The 15364-nt window shown below is 41.5% G+C and carries 22 protein-coding genes; 17 read left to right on the top strand and 5 right to left on the bottom strand.

What is annotated here, in order from left to right; genetic code table 11:
• From ATK78_RS14895 to ATK78_RS14880, 4 genes are read left to right on the top strand one after another with little or no spacing between them, the layout of a single operon-like run.
• Positions 1-1323, top strand: coding sequence for a DEAD/DEAH box helicase (locus ATK78_RS14895; RefSeq protein ID WP_133576904.1), 1323 nt, complete (start codon positions 1-3; stop codon positions 1321-1323).
• A gap of 11 nt (positions 1324-1334) precedes the next feature.
• Complete coding sequence (locus ATK78_RS14890) at positions 1335-1607, top strand: hypothetical protein (protein ID WP_243732541.1); 273 nt, start codon at positions 1335-1337, stop codon at positions 1605-1607.
• Positions 1607-1942 carry a gliding motility protein GldC gene (gene gldC / locus ATK78_RS14885; protein WP_133576902.1) on the top strand — a complete coding sequence of 112 codons (336 nt, stop codon included), beginning with the start codon at positions 1607-1609 and terminating at the stop codon, positions 1940-1942. Before ATK78_RS14890 ends, gldC begins: the two co-directional genes overlap by 1 nt.
• 5 nt (positions 1943-1947) lie before the next feature.
• Positions 1948-2343, top strand: coding sequence for a hypothetical protein (locus ATK78_RS14880; RefSeq protein WP_133576901.1), 396 nt, complete (start codon positions 1948-1950; stop codon positions 2341-2343).
• Between the two features lies 1 nt (position 2344).
• On the opposite strand, the gene ATK78_RS14875 is transcribed toward ATK78_RS14880, so the two are convergent.
• Positions 2345-2860 carry a DUF421 domain-containing protein gene (locus tag ATK78_RS14875; RefSeq protein WP_133576900.1) on the bottom strand — a complete coding sequence of 172 codons (516 nt, stop codon included), beginning with the start codon at positions 2858-2860 and terminating at the stop codon, positions 2345-2347.
• Between the two features lie 3 nt (positions 2861-2863).
• Positions 2864-3349 (bottom strand): methylated-DNA--[protein]-cysteine S-methyltransferase, encoded by a 486-nt coding sequence (locus tag ATK78_RS14870; RefSeq protein ID WP_133576899.1) that lies wholly within the window; start codon positions 3347-3349, stop codon positions 2864-2866.
• An 86-nt stretch (positions 3350-3435) separates the two neighbouring features.
• On the opposite strand from ATK78_RS14870, the gene ATK78_RS14865 reads away from it, so the two are divergent.
• Entirely contained in the window at positions 3436-4095 is a 660-nt protein-coding gene (locus tag ATK78_RS14865; RefSeq protein ID WP_133576898.1) for a heme exporter protein CcmB, read from the top strand.
• Here the strand turns inward: ATK78_RS14865 and ATK78_RS14860 are convergent.
• Together ATK78_RS14860 and ATK78_RS14855 are read right to left on the bottom strand one after the other, a co-directional pair.
• Positions 4092-4388: a HigA family addiction module antitoxin gene (locus ATK78_RS14860; RefSeq protein WP_133576897.1), complete on the bottom strand. Its 297-nt coding sequence runs from the start codon at positions 4386-4388 to the stop codon at positions 4092-4094. The genes ATK78_RS14865 and ATK78_RS14860 overlap by 4 nt on opposite strands.
• A gap of 57 nt (positions 4389-4445) precedes the next feature.
• On the bottom strand, positions 4446-4757 hold the full coding sequence (locus tag ATK78_RS14855) for a type II toxin-antitoxin system RelE/ParE family toxin (RefSeq protein ID WP_133576896.1): 312 nt from the start codon (positions 4755-4757) through the stop codon (positions 4446-4448).
• Positions 4758-5016: 259 nt separating this feature from the next.
• Here ATK78_RS14855 and ccsA (ATK78_RS14850) point away from each other — a divergent pair, with 259 nt between their 5' ends.
• From ccsA (ATK78_RS14850) to ATK78_RS14795, 12 genes are all read left to right on the top strand, one after another.
• The gene (ccsA, locus tag ATK78_RS14850; protein ID WP_133576895.1) at positions 5017-5682 is read left to right on the top strand and encodes a cytochrome c biogenesis protein; all 666 of its coding nucleotides are present in this window, start codon (positions 5017-5019) and stop codon (positions 5680-5682) included.
• Positions 5679-5885: a CcmD family protein gene (locus ATK78_RS14845; RefSeq protein WP_133576894.1), complete on the top strand. Its 207-nt coding sequence runs from the start codon at positions 5679-5681 to the stop codon at positions 5883-5885. Before ccsA (ATK78_RS14850) ends, ATK78_RS14845 begins: the two co-directional genes overlap by 4 nt.
• Before the next feature lie 162 nt (positions 5886-6047).
• Entirely contained in the window at positions 6048-7469 is a 1422-nt protein-coding gene (locus tag ATK78_RS14840; RefSeq protein ID WP_133576893.1) for a Glu/Leu/Phe/Val family dehydrogenase, read from the top strand.
• 79 nt (positions 7470-7548) lie between these two features.
• A complete protein-coding gene (gene msrA / locus ATK78_RS14835; RefSeq protein ID WP_133576892.1) occupies positions 7549-8205 on the top strand; it encodes a peptide-methionine (S)-S-oxide reductase MsrA in 657 nt (218 codons plus the stop codon).
• 129 nt (positions 8206-8334) lie between these two features.
• Positions 8335-8745: a cytochrome c maturation protein CcmE domain-containing protein gene (locus ATK78_RS14830; RefSeq protein WP_133576891.1), complete on the top strand. Its 411-nt coding sequence runs from the start codon at positions 8335-8337 to the stop codon at positions 8743-8745.
• 5 nt (positions 8746-8750) lie between these two features.
• The gene (gene ccsA, locus ATK78_RS14825; RefSeq protein ID WP_133576890.1) at positions 8751-11219 is read left to right on the top strand and encodes a cytochrome c biogenesis protein CcsA; all 2469 of its coding nucleotides are present in this window, start codon (positions 8751-8753) and stop codon (positions 11217-11219) included.
• On the top strand, positions 11219-11980 hold the full coding sequence (locus ATK78_RS14820; protein WP_133576889.1) for a Rossmann-like and DUF2520 domain-containing protein: 762 nt from the start codon (positions 11219-11221) through the stop codon (positions 11978-11980). The genes ccsA (ATK78_RS14825) and ATK78_RS14820 overlap by 1 nt, the downstream gene beginning before the upstream one ends.
• 41 nt (positions 11981-12021) lie before the next feature.
• On the top strand, positions 12022-12354 hold the full coding sequence (locus ATK78_RS14815; RefSeq protein WP_133576888.1) for a 2Fe-2S iron-sulfur cluster-binding protein: 333 nt from the start codon (positions 12022-12024) through the stop codon (positions 12352-12354).
• 22 nt (positions 12355-12376) lie between these two features.
• Positions 12377-12619, top strand: coding sequence for a Fe-S cluster assembly protein IscX (gene iscX / locus ATK78_RS14810; protein ID WP_133576887.1), 243 nt, complete (start codon positions 12377-12379; stop codon positions 12617-12619).
• Positions 12620-12625: 6 nt separating this feature from the next.
• Positions 12626-13153: a KdsC family phosphatase gene (locus ATK78_RS14805; RefSeq protein ID WP_133576886.1), complete on the top strand. Its 528-nt coding sequence runs from the start codon at positions 12626-12628 to the stop codon at positions 13151-13153.
• Between the two features lie 92 nt (positions 13154-13245).
• Positions 13246-13653, top strand: coding sequence for a periplasmic heavy metal sensor (locus tag ATK78_RS14800; RefSeq protein WP_133576885.1), 408 nt, complete (start codon positions 13246-13248; stop codon positions 13651-13653).
• Between the two features lie 179 nt (positions 13654-13832).
• Entirely contained in the window at positions 13833-14402 is a 570-nt protein-coding gene (locus tag ATK78_RS14795) for a Maf family nucleotide pyrophosphatase (RefSeq protein ID WP_133576884.1), read from the top strand.
• Here ATK78_RS14795 and ATK78_RS14790 read toward each other — a convergent pair.
• A complete protein-coding gene (locus ATK78_RS14790) occupies positions 14388-15305 on the bottom strand; it encodes a Ppx/GppA phosphatase family protein (RefSeq protein ID WP_133576883.1) in 918 nt (305 codons plus the stop codon). The genes ATK78_RS14795 and ATK78_RS14790 overlap by 15 nt on opposite strands.
• Positions 15306-15364 lie beyond the last annotated feature (59 nt).

The raw sequence follows: 15364 nt of genomic DNA, 5'->3' as shown, positions 1-15364 counted from the left end.
ATGTCCAAAAAATTCGAAGAATTTAATCTTAACCGACAGATTCTAAATGCTGTAGCCGATGCAGGCTTCACAGAAGCTACCCCAATCCAGGAAAAAGCAATTGCACCTGTTTTATCCGGACAGGATATTTTTGGGATTGCAGAGACCGGTACCGGTAAAACGGCCGCATATGTTTTGCCAATATTAATGCAGCTTAAATATGCACAGGGTGATTCAGCACGGGCGCTGATCCTTGCACCAACCAGGGAACTGGCCATGCAGATCCATGAACATATTATCATGTTCTCCAAATATACGGACCTGCGTACCGTAGTCGTATATGGCGGCCTCGGACCAAAAACACAAATCGAACAAATTAAAAAAGGTGTAGATATTATTGTAGCTACCCCAGGCCGCTTCCTCGATATTTACCTGGCCGGTCATATCAATACACAATATATCAAGTTCCTGGTGCTGGATGAGGCCGATAAAATGATGGATATGGGCTTTATCGGATCTATCCACCGCATTTTAGAGATCGTACCCAGGAAGAGACAAAACCTGTTGTTCTCAGCAACCATGAGTGATCTGGTGCAGAAAATAGCGGGCGACTTCTTAAAAAACCCAACTGTAATCGAAGTTTCATTGCAGGCAACACCTGCTGCTTCCGTTACACAGACGCTATATGAAGTTCCTAACTTTAAAACAAAGATCAATTTACTGCAGCAGTTGCTTAAAAATGACGAAGAGTTTAACCGGCTGATCATTTTTTGTAAAACTAAAACCGTTGCAGACAATATCTTTAGCTTTATTGAACGCAGGTTCGGCGCAGAAGTAGTACGTGTAATCCATGCCAACAAAGGACAAAATACACGGATCAACTCCATAAATAATTTTAAAGAAGGAAACATCCGCGTGTTGGTTGCAACAGACGTTGCATCCCGTGGTATTGATGTTTCAGAAGTAAGCCATGTAATCAATTTCGATGTACCCATCGTAATAGAAGATTATGTACACCGTATTGGCCGTACAGGAAGGGCTTATTCCAAAGGTGATGCACTTACTTTCTGCACTCCTGCTGAAAAATATTACATTCAGAAAATAGAAAAATTAATCAGACAGCCCATCCCTGTTGTACCTTTGCCGGCAGAAGTTTTTGTGGAAGAAACTCCATATGAAGAAAAACAGGCCATCAATCGCGCTATTGACGATCAAAAACGGAAAGATGATCCTGATTTTAAAGGAGCATTCCATGAGAAAAAACACGCAGCAGCAATTGCAGCAGCAGCAAGGAACAAAACCAACAAACAGCCTAACTGGAAGAAAAAGAAGTTTAAAAAGTAATTGATTGCACGTTGAAAATAAAACTTACCCCGCTTAATCTGGTTTCTGCACTCTGTTTGGTTATTGGTGTGTTGTTGCTTACCGGTAAGAAACCGGTTTCAGGAAACACTAACCTGACCGCACTCCTGGTAGGGTTTAGTTTTCTATCCGCAGTAATCGCCTTTATTTCCGATCTGATCTTCAGAAAGTTTATCCCGAACTTAAAAAAGCTTTGGGTCATAGAGATCATACTCATCATTTTCATCGTAATTTTAATATTTATTATAAAAGCTAGTATAAGTTAATGAAGCAAGCAGAAATCAAGATCACCGTTCAGCTGGATGATCATAATGTGCCGGAAAATATCCTTTGGGAATCTACAGATGCCGAAACAAAAGATCAGGTAGCCGTAAAATCAATGATGCTGGCCCTTTGGGACCATAATTATAAAAATTCAATGCGCATCGATCTTTGGACTAAAGACATGCCAGTTGATGAAATGAAACGTTTTTTTTATGAAACCCTGCAAACCATGGGCGATAGCTTTTTGAAAGCTACCGGTGAGAAGCTGATCGTTGAAGATCTTCGTGATTACTGCGCACATTTTGCAGATAAAATGGGTATCAATACCCAGGGATAATTCAAATGAGAACTCAGGGTATTATTGGTTCAGCAATTATGGCGGTTGGCGGCATGAGTCCGCTAATGCATATTCCTATAGTGGGTAACTGGAATTATTTTGATGTAGACCAGCGCCTTGCCATTGCATTTTATGTGCTGGTCTTGGTAGGCTTGACCGGCTCGTTTGCAAAAAAGATTGGTTTGATCAGATTTGCAGGCTGGGGGGCAGTAGTTTTGGTGTTGATCACCCTTGCAGGGATCTATCTGAAAGCACACGATTCATTCAGTTTCCTTCATTTTAAGAAACTCGTTAATCTCGCTGCCGGACTCGTTAAATATAAATGGGGCTGGTATGTGATCCTTGCCGGTGCATTTATACTGATCACCGTTAGAAAACCTAAAGTAGTGCGGGTAACCTAGTTTAATTCAGGTCGCCTAGTGTCTTGTGCTTCCTTTTATGCTTGTATTGGATGTGTTTTAGATGTTCATCATTGCTGATGATACTGATATTTCCATCCACTTCAAGCATAGCCAGTTTTACTTCTTTAAAGTGATCTATGCCATGTTCCCGCAAAGACTCATGGAGTTCTTCGTCAGTAATTCCCAGCTTACTCAGCATCGTGAAATCCATCTTACCGTTGTGTATTAAGATTTCAGGCTTATCATTGATCAGATCGCGAAACTTTTTGCTTTTGAATATCCATTTTTTAAGGATATAGTTCAAAACAAACAAGATGGCAGCAGCAGTGATCCCGCCCAATAAGCTGGTATTCGGACCCACCATTGCATTTTGAACCGCATTGCTGATCAACAATATGAGCACCACATCCGTTGTATTTAATTGTGAAAGTTCTTTTTTGCCGGTCAGCCGTATGGCAACCAGCATAAAAACATAAACAGCAGCGCTGCGCAGGGCGATATCAAGGAATGGGTTCATGGGTTAAAATTTTAATTCAGTCTGACCTTTTTGGGCAATCTCCCTTTCGTGCTGCAACAGCCATTTTTTGCGCCATAAACCGCCGGCATAACCCACCAGTTTTCCGTCGCTGCCAATTACCCGGTGGCAGGGGATCACAATGGCCAGTTTATTCTTTCCATTGGCAGCCGCCATGGCCCGGATTGCAAGCGGAGCAGATGCAGAAAACTTAGCATAAGAAATGGTTTCTGCATAAGGAATGTTCAGTAAGGACTGCCATACCTGCTGCTGAAATTCTGTTCCGCTTTGTTTTACAGGGAAAATAAAGTGCTGTAAAGTGCCTTCAAAATACTGAAGCAGCTGTAAGGCTGCGGCTGCAGTCCATTGGTTTGCCTCCATACCCTTATTGTCTTTATCTGAAAAGGTAATCTCAGTGATGTATTCATCATCTGCAAAGATGGTTATAGTTCCAACCGGAGACTTGATCACAGAACAATATAGTGCTTCCATTCCTGTTTCTTATGGGAGTTAAACAAATACAATATTACAACAATTTAGTCTTACAATATTTAGCAATAAAACTATCTTTGCTGCGTATGCAATTGGTAAAACAGGTAAAGTTCTTGATCGAAAAAGAGATCGTATTGGAATGGCGTTCCAAGTATGCATTAAATGGTGTTCTACTGTACGTGGTTTCTACCGTATTTGTATGTTTCTTATCCTTTGTAACCGTAAAGCCAATCACCTGGAATGCCCTCTTTTGGATCATCATGCTTTTTGCATCAATCAATGCCGTTTCCAAGGGTTTTTTACAAGAAAGTAAAGGCCGGCAATTGTATATCTATACCCTGGCAAGCCCACTGGCACTGATCATCTCAAAAACCATTTATAATGTATTGCTGATGATGGTATTAACGGTAATTGCGTTGTTCTTCTACATGCTGGTATTCGATTACGTACCTCAGGACCTGGGTTTATATGTGGTTGCCACCATCCTGGGGAGTATCAGTTTCTCTACCATCTTTACCATGGTTTCTGCAATCGCATCAAAAGCCAGTAACGGTGGCATGCTGATGGCCATATTAAGCTTCCCGGTCATTATTCCAGTACTGATCGTATTGGTAAAACTGACTAAAAATGCAATTGATGGGCTGGATCGGAGTGTTAGTCTCGATGAGATAGGACTTCTGCTGGTGATCAATGCGTTAGTAGGAGCGGTTACATTGATCCTGTTTCCGTATCTCTGGAGAGACTAGCCTCTCAACAGTTCTGGTTCCCTTGCCTTTTGTAAATCATAAGCGGTTTGTAAACCATACCAGTATTCTGCACTGATCCCAAGTAGGTTTTCTAGTTTTACAGCAAGCGCGGCAGATATATGTCTTTTTCCCACAAAAATCTCGCTTAAATGATTGGGTAAGATATCCAATGCTTTGGCAACTTCTTTTTTTAATAAAGCACGTTCTTCAATTTCCTCCTGTAAAAATTCACCAGGGTGGTACGCTGTTGGTGTCAGTACAATCCCGTTACCCGTTGTAATTTGATTCTTCATACTTTAATAATTAAATAAGGATGTCTGTTTAAATTGGTACTATTGTTTGCCATTCTATCAAGAATAATGGTTGTTAATTTCCTCAATAACCAAGATCTCAACCGTTTTCTCCTCTATATCAATTCGAAAGATAATCCGATAGGATCTGTTGATCCGTATGGAATATTTGCCTTCATATTTATGCTGCTTTAGCTTCTCAAAATGTAAAGATTTAATAGCCCTTAGATCTTGTGTATCTCTTGCCTGGACAATTTGCAGGATCCTCTTCTGAAATTGTTTGATAATCTCAGATGGGAATTTCTGCTTTCCTAATTGATTGTCCTGTTCAATAAGCATACATAACTGTTTATCTTCAATGATTACACGCATTCTAAATAAATTATGTCCGTTTATGTTTACGAGTTTAATTTTATTTTAGAAGAATAACCAACTGATAAACGAATATAACTATTTATTTTGTGATTACCAATTTTTGGTAAATTATAATTTTGGCAATATTATCTAGTTATATACTTGCTCAAAATCAGCTTTAAATTGATACACAATCCTTAATTGACCACATCATGCTAGAAATAGATGAATTTCTAATTACATTTGCCCGATTAACACATACAACAAATAGAATCCGATGTACAAAAGCTGGTGGAAAATATTAGGCGCAGTATTGGTAGTTTATAGTACGGTTTGGGGGTTTTTATCAACCGTTCCTGAACTGCCTATCATTCGTGAAAGTATCCGTAATCTGTATTTCCATGTACCGATGTGGTTTTCAATGATCGTTCTGTTCAGTGTATCTGTTTTTCATAGCATTAAGTTTTTAAGGACAAACAATCCGGCAGACGATATTAAGGCTGTAGAAAGTATAAATGCTGGAGTGATCTTCGGGTTGCTTGGAATCGTAACGGGAGCCATCTGGGCTAAGTTTACCTGGGGACAGGCCTGGAGCTTTGATGTCAAACAGAACTTTGCGGCCATCTCATTGCTCCTTTATTTTGCGTACCTGATCCTGCGGAACGCGATTGATGAAGAACAAAGCAGGGCGAAGATCTCTGCCATCTATAACATATTTGCATTTCCAATCATGGTGGTACTGCTATTTGTACTGCCAAGATTATCCGATTCCCTGCATCCCGGAAATGGAGGTAATCCCGGCTTTAATGCCTATGATCTGGACAGCCGCATGCGCATGGTCTTTTACCCCGCATGCCTGGGCTGGATCCTGATCGGATACTGGATCTATACCATCCTTTACCGGGTGCGTACACTTGAAAAAAATAATGCCTTATCATCATGAAGAAAACAACAGTTACCTTTTTAATGCTGCTATTCGCTATGCAATTGGTTGCACAACCCCAAACCTCCACACTATCTGATAGCCTGTATGCGTCAGATAAAATATATGTCGTTGTTGCATGTATTGTACTGATTCTATTGGCCTTGCTTTTCTTTCTATTCACAATAGAAAAAAGATTAAAAAAAATAGAGAAAAAATCTTAAGGCAAAAACTAATTTTAAACCGTTTAATCGCCGTTTTTAACCGTTTTATGGGCTAGTGTGCCACTTACACTAAGCCCGCTGTCATTTGCATTAATCACTTTTTTTAATGCAATTTTGCAGCCGTAAATAATAAAACTTATTTCAATTCATAAAAAACAACTAATGGCTAATACAGCAAATGGCACAAATTTTTTTGCAGATGTATGCAAGAATTTTGATAGTGCAGCACAATTTACTTCCCATCCGGAAGGGTTATTAAATCAAATCAAAGCTTGTAACAGTGTGTATCGTTTTCAATTCCCCATTCGCAGAGGAAATGGATTTGAAGTGATCGATGCATGGCGCGTAGAACACTCTCACCACATGAGCCCAACTAAAGGTGGTATCCGCTACAGTGAAATGGTTAATGAAGATGAAGTGATGGCACTGGCCGCTTTAATGACCTATAAATGTGCCATCGTAAATGTTCCTTTTGGTGGTGCAAAAGGAGGAATTTGTATCAATCCTAAAAATTATTCAGTAGCAGAATTAGAAACAATTACCCGCAGATATACCACTGAACTGATTAAAAAGAATTTTATAGGTCCCGGTATTGACGTTCCTGCACCGGATTATGGATCTGGAGAACGTGAAATGAGCTGGATTGCAGATACTTATATGACCATGAATCCGGGACAACTGGATGCGTTGGGCTGTGTAACCGGTAAGCCAATTGCACTGCACGGGATCCGCGGACGTAAAGAAGCAACCGGCCGTGGTGTTGCCTATGCCGTTAAGGAATGTGTAAACGTAGCCGAGGACATGAAAAAATTAGGTCTTACAGCCGGCCTGAGCGATAAACGTGTCATTGTACAAGGTCTCGGTAATGTGGGCTACCACTCTGCAAAATTCCTGGCAGAATTTGGGGCTACCATCGTTGGCCTGTGCGAATTTGAAGGAGCCATCTACAATGAAAATGGTTTAAATATCGATGAGGTCTTTGCACACCGTAAAAATACAGGTTCCATACTGGGCTTTCCGGGCGCCAAAGATTTTAAAAACTCCATGGAAGGATTAGAGCAGCCTTGCGATATTCTTGTACCTGCCGCTTTAGAAAACCAGATCACCGTAAATAACATTAGAAATATCCAGGCAAAGATCATTGCTGAAGGTGCTAACGGACCAACAACTCCGGAAGCAGAAGAAATATTTACCGAAATGGGTGGTATCATCATCCCGGATATGTACTGCAATGCAGGCGGGGTAACCGTTTCTTATTTTGAATGGTTGAAAAATCTTTCACACGTTGCATTTGGCCGTATGGAAAAACGCTATGCAGAGAACTCAAATGCCAATCTGATCAACACGTTAGAAAGCCTTACCGGTCAGAAGATCCCGGCAGAAAACCGCCTGATGATCGTAAAAGGTGCATCGGAGATGGAGCTGGTAAATTCCGGACTGGAAGATACCATGATGCATTCCTACCATGAGATCCGCGAAAACCTGATCACTAAACCAGGCGTTCAAACCTTGCGTACCGCTGCTTTTGTAGGCTCAATTGATAAGATTGCAATCTCTTATATGAACCTGGGCATCTGGCCATAGGCTCAGCTGAAAAAAATAGTTAGATCCGCAATGCTTAACCGCATTGCGGATTTTTTGTATCTTGCCTTAAACATTTTTCATGAAGCGGAACGTATCCATATTTCTTTTAATGATCTTATTATCGGCCTGTAATGAAGGACAGAAGCTTGAAAGTAAAAATGGCTTTGCAGTCATTCCTGAACCAAAAGAAGGATATGCCGTGGCAACCTACGCCGGCGGATGTTTCTGGGCCATGCAGGAGTGCCTCATAGAATTGAAAGGTGTAGATAAGGTCATTAGCGGATATGCCGGCGGATCAGCCGTAAATCCAACCTACGAAGAAGTACTCGGTAAAAAAACCGGACATGCAGAATCAGTCCAGGTATATTACCGCCCCAATGTGATTAGTTTTGAGCAGCTCACACAAGCTTTCTTTCACGCACATGATCCAACACAGATCGACCGGCAAGGGCCGGATATCGGTACAGATTATCGCTCCATTGCATTTTACCGCACTGAAGGGGAGCGGAAGATCATCCGGAAACTCATGGATGCCATCGATGCATCAGGAATCTATCCCGACCCGCTGGCCACAGAGATCAGCCCGTTTAAGGTCATCTATCCGGCAGAAATGGAACATCAGAATTACTATAAGAAAAACTCCTGGGATCCTTATATCCGCAGGGTATCCAGACCTAAAGTTCTGAAACTTAGAAAGGCCATGCCCGCTTTTATTAAATCACAATACGTCGATTAATTATAACTCCTGTCTTTTTTGTCAGAGAACTATCAATAAATGGCCTTCCTGCTGAATTGCCCTCAGCTAAAAGCCTTTAGGTACTTATATTTTTTATCTTTGTACCATTCTTTTAATTTTATTACTAACATGAGAAAAAGTGCAATCATTGGTTTAATAACAATAGCGTTATGCGTTGGCTTCTTAATTAGCCTCAATGCAGATACAAGCAGCTATTCTACTTTTACTGAAGCTGCAAAAGATGCAAGGGAATTTCATGTTATGGGTTTTTGGGAGAAGAAACAAGGCATATATTACAATGCCCAAAAAGATGCCAATCACTTTTCTTTCCACATGAAAGATCAGGATGGGCTGGTAAAAAGAGTGGTTTACAATGGTACAAAACCACAGGATTTTGAACGTTCAGAGAAACTGGTATTAATCGGCGAAATGAAAGCAGGTGTATTTTATGCCTCTAAGATATTGATGAAATGTCCCTCTAAATACAACAATGATCTTGTAGAGGTGAAGCAGGATGGAAAAGTGGAAAAATACAATTAATCTTAATGGATATACAATTTACAGGAGAAACCCTCCTTCCGGGTAAAATCGGTCAATTCTTTATTGTTCTGGCATTTGCGGCGTCTTTACTATCTACCATATCGTATTTCTTTGCAGCCCGTTCCAAAGACCTTGCAGACCAGTCCTGGAAAAAGTTAGGCCGTATATCCTTTGTAATCAACTGGCTTAGTGTGATTGGCATTGGAGCAACATTATTCTATCTTATTTTAAATCACTATTACGAGTATTACTACGTCTACAACCACTCCTCTAAAGCACTGCCGGTATATTATATCGTATCTGCATTCTGGGAAGGACAGGAGGGAAGCTTCTGGCTCTGGGCATTCTGGCAATCACTGCTGGGTATGCTGCTCATCTGGAAAGCAAAGTCATGGGAAAGCAGTGTGATGACCACAGTAGCATTCTCGCAGGCATTCTTAACCTCCATGTTGCTTGGCGTAGAAATTCTCGGACAACGCATCGGCAGTTCACCATTTATCTTATTAAGGGAAGCGGTAAACCTGAAAGGGACAGCACCCATATTTGCCGATCCTGAAAACTATAAAAATTACCTCAAATTCATTACAGACGGGCGTGGTTTAAATCCGCTTCTTCAAAATTACTGGATGGTTATCCATCCGCCAACCCTGTTCCTGGGCTTTGCCAGCATGATCGTTCCCTTTTCATACGCCATTGCCGGGTTGTGGCAAAAGAAATATAAAGAATGGGTAAAACCCGCGATGCCATGGGCACTGTTTGCCGTAATGATCCTTGGAACCGGAATTATCATGGGCTCTTTCTGGGCCTATGAGGCACTGAACTTCGGTGGTTTCTGGGCATGGGACCCGGTAGAGAATGCATCCATCATCCCATGGTTAACCCTAATTGCAGGTGTTCACGTCATGATTGCATTTAAGAATACAGGACATGCTTTTTTTACCGCAATTGTACTGATCATCTTAAGCTTTGTACTGGTACTGTATGCGTCATTCCTGACCAGAAGCGGTATTTTGGGTGAAACATCTGTCCACTCCTTTACAGATCTCGGCATGTTTGGCCACCTGATCTTATATAACGTCGTTTTTCTGGTGATCCCGGTAGTGCTGCTTGTGCTGCGCTGGAAAGAATTGCCAATCACCAATAAGGATGAAGAAACCTACTCCCGCGAGTTTTGGATGTTCATCGGTGCTCTGGTCATTACTGTGGCCTGTATCCAGGTGATCTTTACCACCTCGGTTCCCGTATTTAATGCAGCCTTTGGAACCAACTTTGCGCCGCCGCTTGATGCCGTAAAATACTACAATCAATGGCAGGCACCATTTGCCATCCTGGTTACCATGATCTCCGGTTTCTCCCAATTCATGAAATACAAGCGGACAGATACCCGTAAATTTTACAGCAGCCTGATTGCTACACTGGTATTTGCCATTGTGGTAACTGCAGGGTTTGTGTACCTCACCAATGTATACCACAACCTGATGTACATTCTGCTCAGCTTTAGCTGCATATTTGCCATCATGTCCAATGCACGGATATTGGGACAGGCTTTTGGCGGAAAACGCAAACTGGTAGGCGCAGCAGTAGCTCACATTGGCTTTGCATTGTTATTGGTGGGTGCCCTTGTAGCAGCCGCAACGAATAAGACCATTTCTATAAATGCATCAAAATATATCCCTGTTGAAGGTTTTGAAAAAGCGGAAAAACCAGGTGAGAACATTGTGCTGTATAGAAATGAGCCGAAGAAAATGGGTCGTTACACGGTCACTTATATCAGCGATACGACCATAGCCCCAAATACCATTTTTAAATTAAACTTTAAGGTATATGATGATCAAACCGGCGAGCTGAAAGAAGATTTTGAACTGAACCCGCATGTGCAGTCGAATGAAACTATGGGCCTGATTGCATCACCCGATACCAAACATTATCTAACCCACGATATTTATACGCACATCACCAGTGCACCCCTGGAAAAGGAAGCAGATCACGACGATCATGAAGGGCATAGTGAAGAAGAAAACTACAAAGCACCCCGCATCGTAAAAGTAAGCGTTGGCGATACCCTGCATACCAGTAGCGGCGTCCTTACCGTTAAAGCACTGAACAGTAAACCATCGGCTAAAAATTTAGTGCTGGCTCCCGGTGATGTAGCCGTTGGAATGCCGGTTGAGGTAGATGTAAATGGTAAGATCTATAAAACAGAACCCATCTTCCTGGTAAAAGGAAACAACATCTTCGATTTTGCACGCAACATAGACGAACTTGGTCTTCGGGTACGGTTTACCAAAGTGCTTCCCGATGAGCAGAAGGTAGAGCTGCAGGTTTATGAAAAACCACGGCAGGCAAAAGAATGGGTGGTATTCAAAGCCATTGAATTCCCATATATCAACCTGTATTGGGTAGGTACCATTGTGATGGTCATTGGGTTTTTAATCTCTATTTTCAGGAGACAAAAAGAAGTTGGAACAGTGTAATGAAAATCGTTTGTATAGGATCCGGTAATGTTGCAACGCACATCGCACAAGCTTTTACAATAGCTGGTGCAAGTATCGTTCAGGTCTGGAGTAAACAAATACAGCACGCAGCTTTGCTGGCAAACACAGTTGATGCAGCAGCAATAACAGATCCTGGTGCAATAGATCAGTCTGCAGACCTCTATATAATCGCCGTAAAGGACGATGCCATTTTAGAAATGGTTCAGGCTTTAAAGTCCGTAAAAGGCCTGGTAGTACATACTTCGGGATCAACACCAATCGAAGTATTGTCGCCTTTATCCAGTTATGGAGTGCTTTACCCGCTGCAAACTTTTTCAAAGGTAAAGGAGCTGGATTTTAAAAAGATTCCGCTGTGTATAGAAGCGAAGGATCACGATACGCTGGAGGCTTTAAAAAATATAGCTTCCCGCTTAAGTCCGCTGGTGTACATCGTAAATAGCGATAAACGTAAAATACTACACCTTGCAGCAGTATTTGCCTGCAACTTTGTAAACCATCTGTACACGTTAAGTGAGCAGATCCTAAAAGATAATGCGCTTGACTTTGACATGCTGAGGCCCTTAATCATGGAAACCGCAGAAAAGGTACAGGCAGAACTACCAGGTCATGTGCAAACAGGGCCGGCAGTTCGTAAAGATGAACAAACGATAGAAAGACATTTGGGCCTGCTTCAAGCCATGCCGCAAACCAAAGAAATCTATCAAACTTTAAGTGAAAGCATTAAAAAAACACATCAATAGTAAATATTGCGGTTTTTGGTGCTTATTTTTGACCCTGAATTATGAGTATTTTTAAATTAAAAATAAAATTTGAAGAACAAGGAAAAGAACCAATAGAACTGCCTATAGCAGGTGGAGAGTCGGTTTTGGACGTTTGTTTAGACAATGGTATAGAATTACAGCACAACTGCGGAGGTGTTTGCGGATGTAGTACCTGTCACGTATACGTGACCAAAGGAATGGATAACATCGAAGAGATCTCAGATAAAGAAGAAGATTTTATTGATCGTGCAGTCCGCCCAAGGATCACATCCAGACTGGGCTGTCAGTGTGTAGTTATCAATGGGGACATTGAAGTAACCATTCCGGATCAATCCGAATTTCTGGGCCATTAATTAATCAATAAATAAGAAAAACATGCAGGATAAATTTGCTTTACCAATATACTGGAACGATCACGAAGATATCGCCCAGGAGCTCTATGAGAAATTTGGTAATGATTTTAATGAAGCTAAAATATACCGGATCCGCTTTACCGAATTGGTAGAATGGGTATTGGAATTGCCTAATTTTAAAGGCACAAGGGAAGAAAGTAATGAAGGTCACCTGGAACAGATCCAGTCTGCCTGGGTTTACGAATGGAGAGATAACCAGGACTAATTTCTGATGTTCCTGGAAAAACTGAAGCACGTTACCACATTCATCTTTGATGTGGACGGGGTATTGACCAATGGTGATATCCTGGCTTCTGACAGTGGTGAGTTTCTGCGCACCTTTAACATCAAGGATGGGTATGCGTTACAACTTGCTGTAAAAAGAGGTTTTTTGGTAGTTGTCATTTCCGGAGGTAAGGGGCTGGCTATGCAGAAGCGCTTTGAAGGTTTAAATATACCCGAAGTGTTTTTGGGCGTATCTGATAAAGTTTCCGTCTTTAACCAGCTTGTAACGAAATATGAACTCCATCCGGATCAGATACTTTATATGGGCGATGATATTCCCGATCTTAAAGTGATGCAGCTTGTGGGTTTGCCTGTCTGTCCAGCAGATGCCGTTCCCGAGATCAAAGCCGTCTCTCAGTATATATCACCCTATACCGGAGGAAAAACTGCCGTACGTGACATCATAGAAAAGACACTCAAAGTACAGCAGAAGTGGTTTGATGAGCAACCCGATGCCGCAGATTCCAGTAAATAAAAAATCTTTTTATTGCAACACGTATGTTACAGTTAGCGATTAAACTTACTGCGGTGTTTAGTCTCTAATCCATACAAAAACAATAAAACAACATGAAAAAATTATTAATGATCTGCGCATTGTTATTCAGTGTAATAACGTTCGCACAAGCACAACAAGGACAAGGTGGCGGCCGTATGGGTGGTACTCCGGAAGAAAGAGCAAAGAGAAGCACTGATATGCTTGCAGAAAAATTAAAGCTTACTGACGATCAGAAAGCTAAAGTATCTGCACTTTATTTAGAGCAAGGTGAAAAATCTAAAAAACTTCGTGAAGAAGCTGGTGATGACCGTGATGCAATGAGAGCTGCAATGGTTAAAAGCAACGAAGAATTAGAAACTAAAATTACTGCTTTGTTAACTGCAGATCAGAAAAAAGCTTTCACTGCATGGCAGGAAGAAAGAAAAGAAATGATGAAAAAAAGACAAGAAGGTGGTGGACCACGCCCTGGAGGTCGTTAATCTATACAACAATTTCAGTAAAAGCGACTTATGGTCGCTTTTATTCGTTATAGCCCTTTCGCTAGGCTAAAAACAAACGATGAATCTTTGGCTCTCAAAGTTGAAGCAATGCCCGCGTTAGCAGAATGTGTTTAATTTTGGTAGGTTTGTACTCATTCATTGTGAATACAAGACAAGCCATGTACAAACAGACACTTCCAATCCTGCTCGCCTCAAAATCACCCAGAAGACAAGAGCTTCTGAAATCAATGGATCTTGATTTTAAGGTACGCTTAAAAGAAGTGGACGAAAGTTATCCGGAAGATCTGCTGCCAGCAGAAATAGCGGTATACATTGCGCAGAAAAAAGCAGAAGCCTTTACTACAGACCGCAATGATCATTTGGTCATCACTGCAGATACCATTGTGGCCTATAAAAATGAAATCTTAGGTAAGCCCGATGATGCTGGTCATGCATTCGAAATGTTAACCAAACTTTCCGGAACAAACCACCAGGTGTACACCGGGGTATGTATCGCCAGTGCAGACAAGATCACTTCTTTCTATGATGTAACCGAAGTATTCTTTAACCCAATCAGCAGCGAACAGATCAATTACTATATAAAAAACTATAATCCGATGGATAAGGCAGGGGCATATGGTGTTCAGGACTGGATCGGAATGATCGCTGTAGAACGAATTATAGGGTCATATACCAATGTAATGGGATTGCCGACAGAAAAGCTTTACCGTACACTATCCGCGTTCTAATTCGGTAAGGCTGTAAAGTACACCCATCTTTAAATCGTAGGTGGACAAGCTCATCTTGCTTATCCCGGAAATATCAAGCACATAATTGGTTAGGATCGCAGCAATAACGATCATATCTACCCGCAGCTTGATCAGTCCGGGCATCACTTCTCTTTCCGCATGGCTGGAAGCGATGAGTTTTTTAGAAAGTGTTTCATAACCTTCACGTTCAATAGGAGCAGACCTAACCTGTTTGATGTTCGTCTCACCATCAACCATTCCGGCAAACGTTTCGAAAGCACCCGCAGAACCTATGAGGTGCTCAGGCTTATACAATGCACAGGCTTCTTTTAAATCTGTCAGCTCCCTGGCTATACGGTCAACAATGGCAGCCTGGTCAGGTGCATTGATCGGATCGGAATTAAAGTATGCCTGGTGCAGTCGTGCAGCTCCGATATTGTAGCTCTTTTTCCAGAATACGGCCTGACTGTCGCAAAGAATGAACTCCGTGCTTCCACCTCCGATATCCATAATTAATGCAGACCCGGTAATGGCCCCCGTAGCTTTTACCCCTTTATAAATATAAGCCGCTTCTTCATCGCCGCTAATTACATCAATGGCAATCCCTGCCTGTTCCTTGGCAGCTTTAACAAAATCAACCCCGTTAGATGCACTACGGATCGCGGATGTAGCAATGGCTTTAACGATAGAAACATCATGCTGTTTTATGGTTTCATTAAACCCTTTCAGTGCTTCTAACCCCCGCTCGAAAGCTTCCGGTATAATAAGGTTCTCATTGATCTTTCCTTCCCCGAGTTTTACAGGCAGGTTTGTTTTATAGATCACCTCAATTTCTGCAGCAGAGATCCTGGCAATGATCAGATGAAAAGTATTGGTACCCAAGTCTATTACAGCAGCAGTCATGTATGGTTTAATTTGAACAGTTAAAAATATTATTATTCTGGTACTTAATTAAGATTATC

Origin of the sequence: Pedobacter metabolipauper (genome assembly GCF_004362715.1) — a bacterium.
Lineage (GTDB): Bacteria > Bacteroidota > Bacteroidia > Sphingobacteriales > Sphingobacteriaceae > Pedobacter > Pedobacter metabolipauper.
The sequence above is the reverse complement of the archived record's forward strand: the minus strand, read 5'-3'. Positions and strand labels throughout refer to the sequence as shown.

Bases quoted from the DNA above. Each gene is read 5' to 3' on its own strand.
- ATK78_RS14840 (WP_133576893.1), top strand. From the start codon at position 6,048: ATGGCTAATACAGCAAATGGCACAAATTTTTTTGCAGATGTATGCAAG.
- gldC (WP_133576902.1), top strand. From the start codon at position 1,607: ATGAAGCAAGCAGAAATCAAGATCACCGTTCAGCTGGATGATCATAAT.
- ccsA (WP_133576895.1), top strand. From the start codon at position 5,017: ATGTACAAAAGCTGGTGGAAAATATTAGGCGCAGTATTGGTAGTTTAT.
- ATK78_RS14830 (WP_133576891.1), top strand. From the start codon at position 8,335: ATGAGAAAAAGTGCAATCATTGGTTTAATAACAATAGCGTTATGCGTT.
- ATK78_RS14870 (WP_133576899.1), bottom strand. From the start codon at position 3,349: ATGGAAGCACTATATTGTTCTGTGATCAAGTCTCCGGTTGGAACTATA.
- ATK78_RS14845 (WP_133576894.1), top strand. From the start codon at position 5,679: ATGAAGAAAACAACAGTTACCTTTTTAATGCTGCTATTCGCTATGCAA.
- ATK78_RS14805 (WP_133576886.1), top strand. From the start codon at position 12,626: ATGTTCCTGGAAAAACTGAAGCACGTTACCACATTCATCTTTGATGTG.
- ATK78_RS14860 (WP_133576897.1), bottom strand. From the start codon at position 4,388: ATGAAGAATCAAATTACAACGGGTAACGGGATTGTACTGACACCAACA.
- ccsA (WP_133576890.1), top strand. From the start codon at position 8,751: ATGGATATACAATTTACAGGAGAAACCCTCCTTCCGGGTAAAATCGGT.
- iscX (WP_133576887.1), top strand. From the start codon at position 12,377: ATGCAGGATAAATTTGCTTTACCAATATACTGGAACGATCACGAAGAT.
- ATK78_RS14865 (WP_133576898.1), top strand. From the start codon at position 3,436: ATGCAATTGGTAAAACAGGTAAAGTTCTTGATCGAAAAAGAGATCGTA.
- ATK78_RS14795 (WP_133576884.1), top strand. From the start codon at position 13,833: ATGTACAAACAGACACTTCCAATCCTGCTCGCCTCAAAATCACCCAGA.
- ATK78_RS14855 (WP_133576896.1), bottom strand. From the start codon at position 4,757: ATGCGTGTAATCATTGAAGATAAACAGTTATGTATGCTTATTGAACAG.
- ATK78_RS14895 (WP_133576904.1), top strand. From the start codon at position 1: ATGTCCAAAAAATTCGAAGAATTTAATCTTAACCGACAGATTCTAAAT.
- ATK78_RS14790 (WP_133576883.1), bottom strand. From the start codon at position 15,305: ATGACTGCTGCTGTAATAGACTTGGGTACCAATACTTTTCATCTGATC.
- ATK78_RS14800 (WP_133576885.1), top strand. From the start codon at position 13,246: ATGAAAAAATTATTAATGATCTGCGCATTGTTATTCAGTGTAATAACG.
- ATK78_RS14820 (WP_133576889.1), top strand. From the start codon at position 11,219: ATGAAAATCGTTTGTATAGGATCCGGTAATGTTGCAACGCACATCGCA.
- ATK78_RS14815 (WP_133576888.1), top strand. From the start codon at position 12,022: ATGAGTATTTTTAAATTAAAAATAAAATTTGAAGAACAAGGAAAAGAA.
- msrA (WP_133576892.1), top strand. From the start codon at position 7,549: ATGAAGCGGAACGTATCCATATTTCTTTTAATGATCTTATTATCGGCC.
- ATK78_RS14880 (WP_133576901.1), top strand. From the start codon at position 1,948: ATGAGAACTCAGGGTATTATTGGTTCAGCAATTATGGCGGTTGGCGGC.
- ATK78_RS14875 (WP_133576900.1), bottom strand. From the start codon at position 2,860: ATGAACCCATTCCTTGATATCGCCCTGCGCAGCGCTGCTGTTTATGTT.